12 protein-coding genes are annotated in these 13,440 nt (G+C 67.1%); 10 read left to right on the plus strand and 2 right to left on the minus strand.

Annotation, left to right across the window (positions count from 1 at the left end; genetic code table 11):
* Window positions 1-97: 97 nt before the first annotated feature.
* Window positions 98-1,315, minus strand: coding sequence for an MFS transporter (locus QX094_RS10165; protein WP_316187883.1), 1,218 nt, complete (start codon window positions 1,313-1,315; stop codon window positions 98-100).
* Between the two features lie 210 nt (window positions 1,316-1,525).
* On the opposite strand from QX094_RS10165, the gene QX094_RS10170 reads away from it, so the two are divergent.
* Window positions 1,526-3,592 (plus strand): prolyl oligopeptidase family serine peptidase, encoded by a 2,067-nt coding sequence (locus QX094_RS10170; protein WP_316187884.1) that lies wholly within the window; start codon window positions 1,526-1,528, stop codon window positions 3,590-3,592.
* A 120-nt stretch (window positions 3,593-3,712) separates the two neighbouring features.
* On the opposite strand, the gene QX094_RS10175 is transcribed toward QX094_RS10170, so the two are convergent.
* A complete protein-coding gene (locus QX094_RS10175; protein WP_316187885.1) occupies window positions 3,713-4,390 on the minus strand; it encodes a DUF938 domain-containing protein in 678 nt (225 codons plus the stop codon).
* A gap of 189 nt (window positions 4,391-4,579) precedes the next feature.
* Here QX094_RS10175 and soxX point away from each other — a divergent pair, with 189 nt between their 5' ends.
* The 9 genes from soxX to QX094_RS10220 all read left to right on the plus strand — a co-directional run bounded on the left by soxX (window position 4,580) and on the right by QX094_RS10220 (window position 13,439).
* Window positions 4,580-4,873, plus strand: a complete 294-nt coding sequence (gene soxX, locus QX094_RS10180) for a sulfur oxidation c-type cytochrome SoxX (protein ID WP_315717170.1) — start codon at window positions 4,580-4,582, stop codon at window positions 4,871-4,873.
* A gap of 18 nt (window positions 4,874-4,891) precedes the next feature.
* Window positions 4,892-5,386 carry a thiosulfate oxidation carrier protein SoxY gene (soxY, locus tag QX094_RS10185; protein WP_316173245.1) on the plus strand — a complete coding sequence of 165 codons (495 nt, stop codon included), beginning with the start codon at window positions 4,892-4,894 and terminating at the stop codon, window positions 5,384-5,386.
* A gap of 15 nt (window positions 5,387-5,401) precedes the next feature.
* The gene (gene soxZ, locus QX094_RS10190; protein ID WP_316173247.1) at window positions 5,402-5,713 is read left to right on the plus strand and encodes a thiosulfate oxidation carrier complex protein SoxZ; all 312 of its coding nucleotides are present in this window, start codon (window positions 5,402-5,404) and stop codon (window positions 5,711-5,713) included.
* On the plus strand, window positions 5,710-6,558 hold the full coding sequence (gene soxA / locus QX094_RS10195) for a sulfur oxidation c-type cytochrome SoxA (protein WP_315827932.1): 849 nt from the start codon (window positions 5,710-5,712) through the stop codon (window positions 6,556-6,558). Before soxZ ends, soxA begins: the two co-directional genes overlap by 4 nt.
* A gap of 23 nt (window positions 6,559-6,581) precedes the next feature.
* Window positions 6,582-6,884, plus strand: coding sequence for a hypothetical protein (locus QX094_RS10200; RefSeq protein ID WP_409977916.1), 303 nt, complete (start codon window positions 6,582-6,584; stop codon window positions 6,882-6,884).
* Between the two features lie 137 nt (window positions 6,885-7,021).
* Complete coding sequence (gene soxB / locus QX094_RS10205) at window positions 7,022-8,770, plus strand: thiosulfohydrolase SoxB (protein WP_316187886.1); 1,749 nt, start codon at window positions 7,022-7,024, stop codon at window positions 8,768-8,770.
* 105 nt (window positions 8,771-8,875) lie between these two features.
* Window positions 8,876-9,913: an MBL fold metallo-hydrolase gene (locus tag QX094_RS10210; RefSeq protein ID WP_316187887.1), complete on the plus strand. Its 1,038-nt coding sequence runs from the start codon at window positions 8,876-8,878 to the stop codon at window positions 9,911-9,913.
* 416 nt (window positions 9,914-10,329) lie between these two features.
* On the plus strand, window positions 10,330-11,547 hold the full coding sequence (locus QX094_RS10215) for an MFS transporter (RefSeq protein WP_316187888.1): 1,218 nt from the start codon (window positions 10,330-10,332) through the stop codon (window positions 11,545-11,547).
* Window positions 11,548-11,723: 176 nt separating this feature from the next.
* Complete coding sequence (locus QX094_RS10220; RefSeq protein ID WP_316187889.1) at window positions 11,724-13,439, plus strand: N-acyl-D-amino-acid deacylase family protein; 1,716 nt, start codon at window positions 11,724-11,726, stop codon at window positions 13,437-13,439.
* Window position 13,440: the final 1 nt, after the last annotated feature.

Raw genomic sequence — 13,440 nt, forward strand, 5'->3', positions numbered from 1 at the left:
ACGGTTCGTGGACCCCCACCCCCGCCCCCTCCCCGCAAGGGGGAGGGGAGCGCACCGTGGGTGCGGCGCGACCTCGTTACTACTACGCCCGTTTTAGTCAGCCCGCCGCTGCCTCGCGCCGCTTCGACGACCACACCAGTGCAAGCACGCACAATCCCAGCAGCACCGGCGGGAACACCACGAGGTTCACCGCCGACCAGCCGAAATTGGCGAGCAGTTGGCCCGAGGAGAACGAGCCCAGCGCCATCAGGCCGAAGATCAGGAAATCGTTGAACGCCTGCACCTTGTTGCGCTCGGCGGATGTATGTGTCTCCAGCACCAGCGCGGAGGCGCCGACGAAGCCGAAATTCCAGCCGACGCCGAGCATGACCAGGGTGGCCCAGAAGTGCATCGCGGTCAGGCCGGACAGGCCGATGACGGCCGCGACCGCTTCAAGCCCCAGCCCCACCGCGACGATGGCAGGCGCACCAAAGCGCGCGATCAGCGATCCCGTGAAGAAGCTCGGGCCGTACATCGCGACGATGTGCCATTGCAGGCCGAAATTGGAATCCGACACCGTGAGCCCGCACATCTGCATCGCCAAAGGTGCCGAGGTCATCACCAGGTTCATCACCGGATAGGCGATGGTGCCGCACAGGGCAGCTGCGATGAAGCGCGGCTGGCGCACGATCTCGGACAGCGGCCGGCCGCCATGGAGATCGGCAGCTTCAGGCTTCGGCAGATCGACGCCGGCGACGATCCCCATCGCGACCAGCGCGACCGCCGCCTGGACCAGATAGCTGAACGCGAACAGATAGGGTTGCCAGACGTCCATGGTCCATTGCACGAGCTGTGGACCGAGCAGACCGGCGAAGATGCCGCCCGCCATCACCCACGACACCGCCTTGGGCCGGAACGTCGCGCTGGCGCCATCGGCCGCCGCGAAGCGATAGGATTGCGCGACGGCGCCATAGACGCCGCCGAGGAACGTCGCCAGGCAGAACAGTGCGAACGAGCCGCGCAGAATCGCGAGGCAGCCGAGCGCGCCGGTGACGGCGCCGCAGCCGGTACCGATCAGGAAGGCCGCCCGGCGGCCATAGCGGCGCGAGATCGCGCCGGTCGGCAAGGTGCCGGCGGCGAGGCCAACGACGTACATCGAGATCGGTACCGTCGCGAGCCCGATGTTCGGGGCAATGGTGACACCGACGATCGCGCCGGTGGCGAAGATCACGGCCGAGTTGGCGCCGGTCAGCGCCTGGGCGGCCGCGAGCCGCGCCACGTTACGGCGAGCGCGGGCATCATCGGAGGTGTCTTCGCTCACGGTCAGATCGATCATCTCAGGTATCCGGAGGCGTGGGGCGCACGCTCCCGCCTTGCTGGTTCAGCCGCACTATTGCGGGAAGCGCGCGCCCGAGGCAACGGGCGCGAACGGAGACAAGCCATGCGGCAGCGAACGCGCCACGGAGCGTGATTCGACACTCCCGACCTGCCCGGCTAATCAAGCCGGCGGTATTCTCGCGTCAACGGCGCCCGCGGAGCTTGAGCCATGTCAATCGACGATCGTCCGACCATCGCGGCGCCTGATGACGATCCGTATCTGTGGCTCGAGGAGATCGACGGCGAGCGCGCGCTCGCCTTCGTCGCGGCGCAGAACCAGCGCACGCTCGCCGCGTTCGGCGATGCGGCCTTCGAACGCGACCGCGACACGCTGGCCGCCATCCTGGATCGGCCGGACAACATCCCGTTCGTCAGCCGCCGCGGCGGGCTGCTGTACAATCAATGGAAGGACGCGGCGCATCCGCGCGGCTTGTGGCGGCGCACGACGATGGCGGAGTTCCGCAAGGCGCAACCGCAATGGGAGGACCTGCTCGACATCGACCGACTCGCTGCCGACGAAGGCGAGGACTGGGCGCTGAACGGGGTCTCGAGCCTGCCGCCGGCGCATGAGCGCGCCATCCTGAGCCTGTCGCGGGGCGGCAGCGACGCCGTGGTGCTGCGCGAGTTCGACCTCGCGACGAAGCGCTTCGTGACGGGCGGCTTCACGCTCTCGGAGGCCAAGGGCGGCGCCGCCTGGCTCGATGCCGACACCCTGCTGCTGGCGAGCGCGTTCGGCGTGGGCATGGCGACGCCGTCGGGCTACGCGCGGACGGTGCGGCGCTGGCGGCGCGGCCAGCCGGTCGAGCAGGCGGAGGTGATCTTCGCCGCCGAAGGCAGTCAGTCGACATGGGTGCATGTCGGTGTCGATCGCAGCGTCGCGCCGGCGCGGGTGTGGTTTGCCGAGGGCATCGACTTCTTCAACCAATATCTATGGCTCGGTGACGGCGGCGGGGCGCGGACCAGGCTCGACCTGCCGACCGACTGCTGGATGTCAGCGCATGGCGACTGGATGGCCATCAAGCTGCGCCAGCCCTGGACCGTCGGCGAGGTCACCCATCCCGCGGATGTGGTGCTCGGTCTCCAGCTCTCGGCATTCCTTGCCGGGCGCCGCGATTTCACCCGCGTGTTCGAGCCCGCGCCGCGACGCGCGCTGCAGGGCCTGTCCTGGGCCGGCGACCGGCTGGTGCTGTCGATCCTCGACGAGCTCAGGGCAAGGTTCGAGGTGTGGACGCCGTCACCGGGGGAGTGGAGCTGCGAGCGGCTTCCCGGCCTGCCGGAGATCGCGACGGTGGACGTCTGGCGTCTCGACACCGACGAGGCCGAAAGCAACGGCGACCTGCTCGCCAACATCCAGGATCCGCTGACGCCGCCGTCGCTGCTACTGATCGAGGGCTTGGCCGCGCCGATCGTGCTGAAGCAGGCGCCTCGCACCTTCAGCGCCGAGGGGCACGTCGTCACGCGACACGAGGCGATCTCGGTGGATGGCGAGCGCATTCCCTACACCCAGACCGGGCCGGCCGAGCTGACAGGCGACGCGCCGGTGCACATGAGCGCCTATGGCGGCTTCGGTCACACGCTCCGTCCGGCCTACAATGCGGCGCTGGGCAAGCTGTGGCTCGAGCGTGGCGGCACGCTCGTGGAGGCCAACATCCGCGGCGGCGGCGAGTTCGGCACCGCCTGGCACGATGCCGGCCGCTATGCGGGCAAGCGGCTCGCGCATGATGATTTCGCAGCGGTCGCCGCCGACCTCGTCCGCCGCGGCGTCACGGTGCCGAAGCGCATCGCGGCGCAAGGCGGCTCCAATGGCGGCATCCTGATCACCAACATGCTGGTGCGCTACCCCGAGCGCTTCGGCGCATTGTTCTGCACCATCCCGCTGATCGACATGCGCCGCTACACCAAGCTGCTCGCCGGCGCGAGCTGGATCGCCGAATATGGCGATCCCGACAGCGACCAGGATTGGAGCTGGTTGTCGACCTACTCGGCCTATCACACCGCAACGCCCGGCCAGCCCTATCCGCCGATCCTGATCGCGACCACGCGGCGCGACGACCGCGTCCATCCCGGCCACGCGCGCAAGATGACCGCCAAGCTGCTGGCCATGGGCTACGACGCCTGGTTCTACGAACCCGCCGCCGGCGGCCATGGCTACGGCACCGACAACCGTGAGCGCGCCAGCTTCATCACGCTGGGCACGCGGTTTCTGGCGCGGCATGTCGGGTTGGAGGCGAAGTGAGCGGCCCATCTTCCGTCATTGCGAGGAGCGAAGCGACGAAGCAATCCAGAGTCCCAACGCGGCCCTGGATTGCTTCGCTTCGCTCGCAATGACGGAGATCGGCGAGGCGCCGTCGCAAACCTACGAAGTCCGACCGAACACCAGGATCATGTTGTTGGCCGGCATCTCCACCCTCTCGCGCAAGACGAGCCCGTGGCGCGCGGCGAGCGCCTCGAGGTCGGTGATGTCGCGCACGCCCCACTCCGGATTGCGCTCGCGCAGCGACGTATCGAACACGGCATTGCTCACCGCCGTGTGCTTGCCGTCGCGCTTGAACGGGCCGTAGAGCACCAGTGCGCCGTCCGCCGACAGCGCCTGCCCGGCGCCGGCGAACAGTCCCTCCGCCACCGACCACGGCGCGATGTGAATCACGTTGGCGCAGAAGATCGCGGCGAGCTGCGACGGCCCGCCCGCGGCGCGGAACGCCGCCGGCCAGCCGGGATCTGACAGGTCGATGCGCTGGGCATCACGGATGTTGGACAACCCGGCATGGCTGCGCCACGCCGCAATGCTGGCGAGGTGGTTGGCGTTGAGATCGCTCGGCCACCACGTCATGTCCGGCCGCTGCGAGGCGAAATGCACGACGTGCTGGCCGGTGCCGCTGCCGGCCTCCAGCACATCGCCGGTCTTGCCCGCGAGCAACCGTTCCAGCACCGTCCAGATCGGCTGATGGTTGCGGTGGAACGCGGCCGCGTCCAGCCGTCCGTCCGGTTCCACCGGCCGGCCGTCCCGGCCGAACTCCACGACATATTCCGCCATGACCATTCTCCCGGCCGCCCCATGGACGGCCCTCGTTAACCGCGTTGCGGCGGCCACCATAGCTGCATTGTCAGCCGATGGTCTTTATGCTTTGCAGCGCCTATATTGCCGAGATCACCGAGACATCGGAACTCCACCTTGATCACACCTGTCCTGCGTACCGCCCTGGCGATGGGGCTCTCGCTCGCCATGTCCATGGCCGCTCACGCCCAGTCCGGTGCCGTCGACGGCCAGAAGCTCGCCTTCGACCGCGGCAAGGGCAACTGCCTGACCTGCCACGAGATCAAGGGCGGCGACCTGCCGGGCTCGATCGGCCCGAAGCTGGAGAACCTCAAGGCGAGATACGACCGCGCCGAGCTGATCGCGATTCTCAACGACGAGACCAGGCGCAATCCGCTGACGGTGATGCCGCCGTTCGGCCGCAACCGCATCCTGACCGAGCAGGAAATCAGCGCCATCGTCGACTTCCTGCAGACCCTCTGATTCCGTTTGGAGACCGCCATGACTGCCTCGTTCGGCCCGTTGGCCCACCGCCGCCTGTTCCTGAAGGGCGCCGGCCTCGTCGCGCTGATCGGCCTCGGCAACGCCGTGCTGCACGCGACCCCCGTGTTTGCCGCGACCAATGACAACAAATATCCGGAAGACGCCTTCAAGCAGAAGAATGCGGGCGACGCGGTCAAGGCGCTGTACGGCCGCGACCACGAGGCGTCCGACAAGATCAAGCTCGACGCGCCGGAGATCGCCGAGAACGGCGGCGTGGTGCCGATCGCGGTGACGACGTCGCTGCCGAACGTCACCTCGATTGCCTTCATCGTCAGCGAGAATCCGTTCGCGCTGGCGGCGTCGTACCACATCCCCGAGGGCACCGTGCCCGCGGTGGCGAACCGGCTCAAGATGGCCAAGACCTCCAACGTGATCGCGCTCGTCGAATCCGACGGCAAGCTCTACAGCGCGACCAAGGAGGTCAAGGTCACCGTCGGCGGCTGCGGCGGCTAAGGTCAGGAGATCATCATGGCATCGAGCATCCGCGTCCGCGCCGTCCTGAATGGCGACATCGCCGAGGTCCAGACACTGATCCAGCACCCGATGGATACGGGCCTGGTCAGGGACGCCAAGGGCGAAGTGATCCCGGCGCACTACATCCAGCAGGTCACCTTCGTGCACAAGGACAAGACGGTGTTCCTGGCCGATTGGGGCACCGCGGTGTCGAAGGACCCCTATGTCAAGTTCGCCTTCAAGGGCGCGGCCAAGGGCGACGAGCTCAAGGTGAGCTGGGTCGACAGCAAGGGCGCGACCGACAGCCTGACGGCGACGATCCAATGAGGGTGCCGCGCCTCGCGCTGACCGTGGCGGCCGCGCTCGCTCTCGGCGCCTCCGGCGCCGCGGCCGCGGACAAGCCGAACCCGGCGGCCGACGCCAAGGCGTTCCAGGATTACTTCGTCAAGAAGTTTCCGAAGGTGGCGTTCGACGATTTCGTCAACGGGCCGTATTCGATGAACGCCGACATGCGCAAGCAATGGGAGGAGAAGGAGCAGTTTCCGCCCTACGAGTTCGCGCTCGATGCCGGCAAGGAGATGTTCGCCAAGCCGTTCAAGAACGGCAAGACCTATGCCGACTGCTTCCCGAACGGCGGCATCGGCATCCGCCAGAACTATCCCACTTTCGACGACAAGGAAGGCAAGGTCATCACCCTCGAGCTGGCGCTGAACCGCTGCCGCGAGGCCAATGGCGAGCAGCCCTACTCCTACGTCAAGGACGAGATGGCGTCGCTGACCGCCTACATGGCGTACACGTCGCGCGGCAAGCGCTTCGACATCAAGATCCCCGACGACCCGCGTGCGCTCGAGGCCTTCGAAAAGGGCAAGGAGTATTTCTACACCCGCCGCGGCCAGTTGAACTTCTCCTGCGCGAGCTGCCACGTGCAGAGCCCGGGGGAACGAATCCGCGCCGAGATCCTGGCGCCGGCGCTCGGCATCCTCAACGCGATGCCGATCTACCGCTCGGAATGGAGCGGCATGGGCACGATCAGCCGGCGCTTCGTCACCTGCAACAGCCAGACACGCGCCGTGCCGCTGGAGCCGCAATCGGACGAATACCGCAACCTCGAATATTACCTGTCCTACGTGTCGAACGGCCTGCCGGTTTCAGGACCTGGAGCACGGCCATGAAAAACGTCACGACAGCAAGCGTCATGAAAAAGATCGTGTTCGCCATGATGGTATCAGCGGTCGGCGCCGGCTCCGCGCGGGCCGCGTCGGAGGCCGACTATCTCGCGGCTGTCGCGGCGGCCGAGAGCGCCAACAAGGAAGCCGGACGTCTGCGCAACCAATGGACCGTGACCCAGGCCGCACTCACCGCTGCGAAGAAGGCAGCGGATTCCGGCAATTTCGATTCTGCGCTGAAGTCGGCGCAGGAGGCCGAGGCGCTCGCCAAGGCCTCGGTCGTCCAGGCCACCAGCGAGAAGCAGCGCTGGAAGGACATGGAGATCCGCTAGAGCATGATCCGGAAAAGTGGCAACCGGTTTTCCCTCGCGACGAACGCCGAAGGCGTTTGTGCGGAGATCATGCTCAAACAAAGGGATGGATCATGATGCGATTCCGTGGAATCGCATCATGATCTAGGACGCGAGCCATGATTCGGCGCCGGGACTTTCTGAAGGCATCAGTTGTCGCCACGCTCGCCGCGCCGGCGTTGCTGCGCAGCGCCCGCGCCGCTGACACCGTCAGCCTTTACGACATCGAGAAGTTCGGCAACGCGCGCATCCTGCACATCACGGACACGCACGCGCAGTTGCGGCCGCTGTTGTTCCGCGAGCCCAGCGTCAATCTCGGCATCGGCGAAATGTGGGGACGGCCGCCGCATCTGGTCGAGCGCGCCTTCCTCGACCGCTACGGCATCCGGCCCGACAGCGCCGAGGCCTATGCGTTCACCTCGTTCGAGTTCGAGAAGTACGCCGTCCGCTTCGGCCGGATGGGTGGATTCGCGCATCTGAAGACCCTGGTCGACAAGCTGCGCGCCGATGCCGGCGACCATCGCTCGGTGCTGCTCGATGGCGGCGACCTCTGGCAGGGCACCGGGCTCGCCAATGCGATGCGCGGCGCCGACATGGTGAGCGCCGCCAACCTGCTCGGCATCGACGCCATGACCGGGCATTGGGAGTTCACCTATGGCGAGGAGGCGCTGCGCACCAACCTCGCCCGCTTCAAGGGCGAATTCCTGGCGCAGAACGTGTTCCTGACGGAGGAGGCGGCGTTCAACGACGCCAAGGCGTTCGATCCCGGCTCCGGCCGCGTGTTCAAGCCGGCCACCATCAAGGAGATCGGCGGCGCCCGCATTGCCGTGATCGGCCAGGCCTTTCCCTACGTGCCGATCGCGCATCCGCGCCGCTTCACGCCGGACTGGACGTTCGGCATCCGCGAGGAGGAGCTGCAGAAGCTGGTCGATGGCCTCCGCGGCGCCGACAAGGTCGATGCCGTGATCCTGCTGTCGCATAACGGCATGGATGTCGACCTCAAGCTGGCGAGCCGCGTCACCGGCATCGACGTCATCCTCGGCGGCCATACCCATGACGCGGTTCCGCAGCCGGTCGCGGTCAGCAATTCCAAGGGCGCGACGCTCGTCACCAATGCCGGCTCCAACGGCAAATTCCTCGCCGTGCTCGATCTCGACGTCGGCAAGGGCCGCGTCGCCGATGTGCGCTACCGGCTGCTGCCCGTCTACTCGGAGCTGCTGAAGCCGGACCCGGCAATGCAGGCGCTGATCGATCAGACGCAGCAGCCGCAGGTCGCGGCCTGGAGCGAGAAGCTCGCGACGTCCGACCGGCTGCTTTACCGGCGCGGCAATTTCGAAGGCGCGACCGACGACCTGATCTGCGCGGCGCTGCGCCGCGAGCTCGATGCCGAGATCGCGCTGTCGCCCGGATTCCGCTGGGGCCCGACCTTGCTCGCGAACCAATCCATCCTGCTCGAGGACGTGCTGGCGCAGACCGCCATCACCTATCCCGAGACCTATGTGCAGCGGATGTCCGGCGCAGAGATCAAGGACGTGCTCGAGGACGTCTGCGACAACCTGTTCAACGCCGACCCCTATCTGCAGCAGGGCGGCGACATGGTGCGAACCGGAGGGCTATCCTACCGCTGCGCGCCCGCCGAGCCGATCGGCCGCCGCATCTCCGATCTCACGCTCGACGATGGCCGGCCGCTGGACGCCCGCAAGAGCTACAAGGTCGCCGGCTGGGCCTCGATGAACGCGCAGGACGGCAAGCCGGTGTGGGACGTGGTGGCCAACCACCTGCGCAACGGCCAACTGGTGCTGGTCGGAACGAACAAGGTCACGCTCTCGGGTGTCGACGGCAATCCCGGATTTGCATCGCAATCGTGACAGCGGATTGCGCGATGCAATCCGACCTACCGAGCGTTCGCCGCATTGGTGACATCGGGCCGGTCGTGCTAATGCCACGATGATCCAGATCGGAAGGAGGCGCTGATGATCTTCCGCCAATTGTTCGACAGCGTCTCCGGCACCTACAGCTACATCCTCGCCAGCCGCAGCGGCGGCGAGGCCGTCATCATCGATCCGGTGCTGGAGAAGGTCGAGCGCTATTGCCAGCTTTTGCGCGAGCTCGATTTGCGCCTGGTGAAGGCCGTCGACACCCACCTGCATGCGGATCACGTCACCGGCCTCGGCGCTTTGCGCGACCGAACCCATTGCGTCACCATCATGGGCGAGCAGACCAAGGCCGACGTGGTGGCGATGCGCGTCAGCGAGGGCGACCGGATCGCCATCGAGGGCATCAGCCTGGACGTGATGTACACGCCCGGGCACACTGACGATTCCTATAGTTTCTCGCTGGGCGACCGCGTCTTCACCGGCGACACGCTGCTGATCCGAGGGACCGGCCGCACCGATTTCCAGAACGGTGATGCGCGGCAGCAGCACGACTCCATCTTCAACAAGCTGCTGCGGCTGCCCGACGACACGCTGGTCTATCCCGCACACGACTACAAAGGCGACACCGTCTCCACGATCGGCGAGGAGCGCCGCTACAATCCGCGCCTGCAGGTCAAGTCGGTCGACGACTACGTCGCGCTAATGGCGAATCTGAAGTTGCCGAACCCGAAGATGATGGATGTCGCGGTGCCCGCCAACATGCGCGTCGGGCTGCATCAGGAGGAGTTGGCGAAGCGGGGCCTGTCGCTGTCGGCACGCGAGGCGATCGAGTGCCTGGGACGCCCCGACGTGCTGCTGGTCGATTTGCGCGAGGCCGCGGAGCGCGCCAAGCACGGCACGCTGTCCGGCGCACTGCACGCGCCCTATCCTGCGATCGAGGACAATCTCAAGCCGGGCGGCATGCTGCGCGAGGTCGCCGCCGCCACCGGCCGCCGCATCGTGTTCTTCTGCGCCTATGGCGAGCGCTCGGCGATGGCCGTGCAGACGGCGCAGGCGGCGGGGTTGGCGAATACGGCGCATATTGAAGGCGGGTTGGACGCGTGGAAGAAGGCCGGCGGGCCGGTGGTGCCGTAGGAGGTCACGCTCTCTCGCTGTCGTCCTGGGCAAGCCCGTTGACGCGAAGCGTCAGCGGGCGCCGACCCGGCCATACCGCGTGATCTCACTTGAGGCAGGCTGCCCGTTGCACGAGTCGCGCAACAAACGTCCGCCGGTGGTTATGGGTCCCTGCGTTCGCAGGGACGACACCGGTGTTGGAGCTGCCACCCTACATCTCCGCCCCACGTCATCTGGAACGTCATCCGCGGAGGGAAGCCGCCCCTCGGCCGCCGGCCATCCCGCGCAGGTGCCATGCGCGGGCGTTCATGGACAATGAACCGCATTACGATAGTGTGGCGTTGTGTCGCGCGCGCCCCTGATTTCGGGAGCATCGGCGGTTTGCCGGCAACGCGCCCTCCTTTCCATCGCTGACGCCGGGGGCCAACGGATCGACCATGGCTGACGTTCTCGCCGCACCGCAACATGCTCCGGTCCGGGCCGCCTCGCCGCTGCGCACATTGGCGCTGATCTCGCTGGCGCACTGGGTCAGCCATCTGCACATGCTGGTGCTGCCGATGCTGTTTCCCTACCTGAAGGAGAAGCTCGGCGTCGGCTACATCGAGCTCGGCTTTCCGCTCACCGTGTTCGCGGTCGTCTCGGCCCTGACCCAGGCGCCCGTCGGCTATCTGGTCGACCGCGCCGGTGCCCGCCGCATCCTGCTGATCGGCCTGACGCTCGGTGGCCTGTCGCTGGCGATGCTCGGCGTCTACCTGAGCTATGCCAGCCTTGTCGTCTCGGCGGTGCTGCTCGGCCTCGCCAACGCGGTCTACCATCCTTCCGACTACGCGCTGCTGGCCGCACACATGGACGAGAAGCGCATGGGCCGCGCGTTCGGTGTGCATACCTTCGCCGGCTATCTCGGCGGCGCCGTCGCGCCCGCCGTGATGGCGGCGCTGGTCACCACCGTCGGCGGCTCCGGCGCGCTGATCGCGGCCGGCCTGGTCGGACCGCTCGCCGCGCTGCTGCTGCTCGTCGGCAACGTGCCCGAGGTGCCGCCGCATCCGCATCACGCCAGCGCCGACGGCAGCAAGGTCAAACAGCCCAGCCTGCTGACGCCGATGCTGATGCTGCTGACCGTGTTCTTCATGCTGCTCAGCCTGTCCAACGCCGGCATCGCCAGCTTCGGCGTTGTCGCGCTCATGAACGGCTACGGCATCTCGTTCTCGACCGCCAACATCGCACTGACCGCGTTCCTCGGCGCCAGCGCCGTCGGCGTGCTCGCCGGCGGCCAGCTCGCCGACCGCATCCGCCATCACAACCTGGTCGCGGCCGTCGCCTATGCGATCAACGCCGTGCTGGTGCTGATGATCACTTTCATCAACCTGCCGACCGTGCTGCTCACGGCGATCATGCTGGTCGCGGGCTTCATGAGCGGCGTGATCGCGCCGTCGCGCGACATGCTGGTGCGCAACGCCGCCCCTCCGGGTGCCGCCGGCCGCGCCTTCGGCATCGTGTCGACCGGCTTCAACTTCGCCGGCGTGGTCAGCCCGCTGCTGTTCGGCTGGATCATGGACATGAACGCACCGCGCTGGGTGTTCGGCACCTCCGTCGTGTTCATGCTGCTGACGATCGTGCTCGCGTTCTTCACCGAGCCGAAGAAGGCCAAGGCGTAGCTGTTAGTCGCAACTATCAAGCTTATCGTCAAAGCGCCCGGACACAGGAGATGAGCGCAGTCCCCATGACTGCGGCGGTGGCTTCTCTCGCAACGCTGCCCCCACTTCCGGCGTGTTGACATCACCGTTCCCTGGCCGATGATGCGGCCAACAACAACACCCGGGGAAGACACGCCATGACGCAGCCAGATCTCGTGATCCGCGGCGGAACCATTGCCGATGGCTCGGGCGGCGAACTCTACGAAGCTGATGTGGCGATTGCGGACGGCTGCATCGTCGAGGTCGGCAAGGTCAACGCATCCGGCCGCGAGGAGATCGACGCACGCGGCAAACTCGTGACACCAGGCTTCGTCGACGTCCACACCCATTACGACGGCCAGGTGACCTGGAGCCATGACATCTCGCCGTCGTCGCAGAACGGCGTCACCACCGCGATCATGGGCAATTGCGGCGTCGGCTTCGCGCCGTGCCGGCCGGCCGATCATCAGCGGCTGATCCAGTTGATGGAGGGCGTCGAGGACATCCCCGAACCGGTGCTCGAAGCCGGCATTCCCTGGGAATGGGAGAGCTTTCCGGATTACATGGAGTGGCTCGGCAAGCGTGAATTCGATCTCGACATCGGCGCGCAGCTGCCGCATGCAGCGCTGCGCGTCTATGTCATGGGCGAGCGCGGCGCGCGCCGCGATCCGGCCACCGCCGACGACAACCGCGCCATGGCGGCGCTGGCACGCGATGCGGTCAAGGCCGGCGCGCTCGGCTTCTCGACCTCGCGCACGCTCAACCATCGGACATCGACCGGTGACTACACGCCGACGCTCAAGGCGGGCGAGGACGAGTTGACGACGATCGCGCAGGCCATGCACGGCGCCGGCCGCAGCGTGCTGCAATTCGTGCTCGACATCTCCACCATCCACGAAGACCTGCCGATGATGCTGCGCATCGCCGACACGACGAAATGCCCGATCTCGTTCTCGGTGACGCAGAACGACCGCGCGCCGCAACGCTGGCGGCAGACGCTGGCCGAAATCAACGCCGCCGCCGCGCGCGGCCTGTCGGTGACGGCGCAGATCGCGGCGCGCCCGGTTGGGCTGCTGCTTGGGCTGGAGTTGTCGCGCAACCCGCTGCAGACGCATCCGAGCTACCAGGCGATCGCGCATCTGCCGCTGGATGAGCGCGTCGCGCGGATGCGCGATCCGGCGCTGCGCGCGGCCATCCTAGGCGAGCAGGCCAGCGCGACCGACGACCCGCTGTTCTTCAAGCCGAACTACGACAAGATGTATCTGCTCGGCGATCCGCCGGACTATGAGCAGCCGCCGGCGCGGTCACTCGGCGCCCAGGCCCGCGCGCGCGGCTGTCGTCCCGAGGAACTGGCCTATGACGCGATGCTCACGGATGGCGGGCGCGGCATGCTCTACGTGCCGTTCCTCAACTATTCCGACGGCAATCTCGATGCCACCTACGAGATGCTGCGCGACCCGCGCAGCGTGCCCGGCCTCAGCGACGGCGGCGCGCATTGCGGCATCATCTGCGACGCCAGCTTCCCGACCTATCTGCTGACGCACTGGACCCGCGACCGCAGGCGCGGTGACAAGCTCTCCATTCCGTTCGTCGTCGCCGCGCAGTCGCGCAAGACCGCGCTCTCCGTCGGCCTCGACGATCGCGGCCTGCTCGCGCCAGGCTACAAGGCCGACGTGAACGTCATCGACTACGACCGGCTGCATCTGCATCCGCCGAAGGTGCACTACGACCTGCCGGTCGGCGGCCGCCGCCTGATGCAGGAGGTCGACGGCTATGAGGCGACGATCGTATCGGGCGTGGTGACACGCCGGCATGGCGAAGCCACCGGCGCACGGCCCGGGCGGCTGGTGAGGGGTGCGCGCCAGCTGAGCTGAG

The organism is Bradyrhizobium sp. SZCCHNS1050, from assembly GCF_032484785.1.
GTDB lineage: Bacteria > Pseudomonadota > Alphaproteobacteria > Rhizobiales > Xanthobacteraceae > Bradyrhizobium.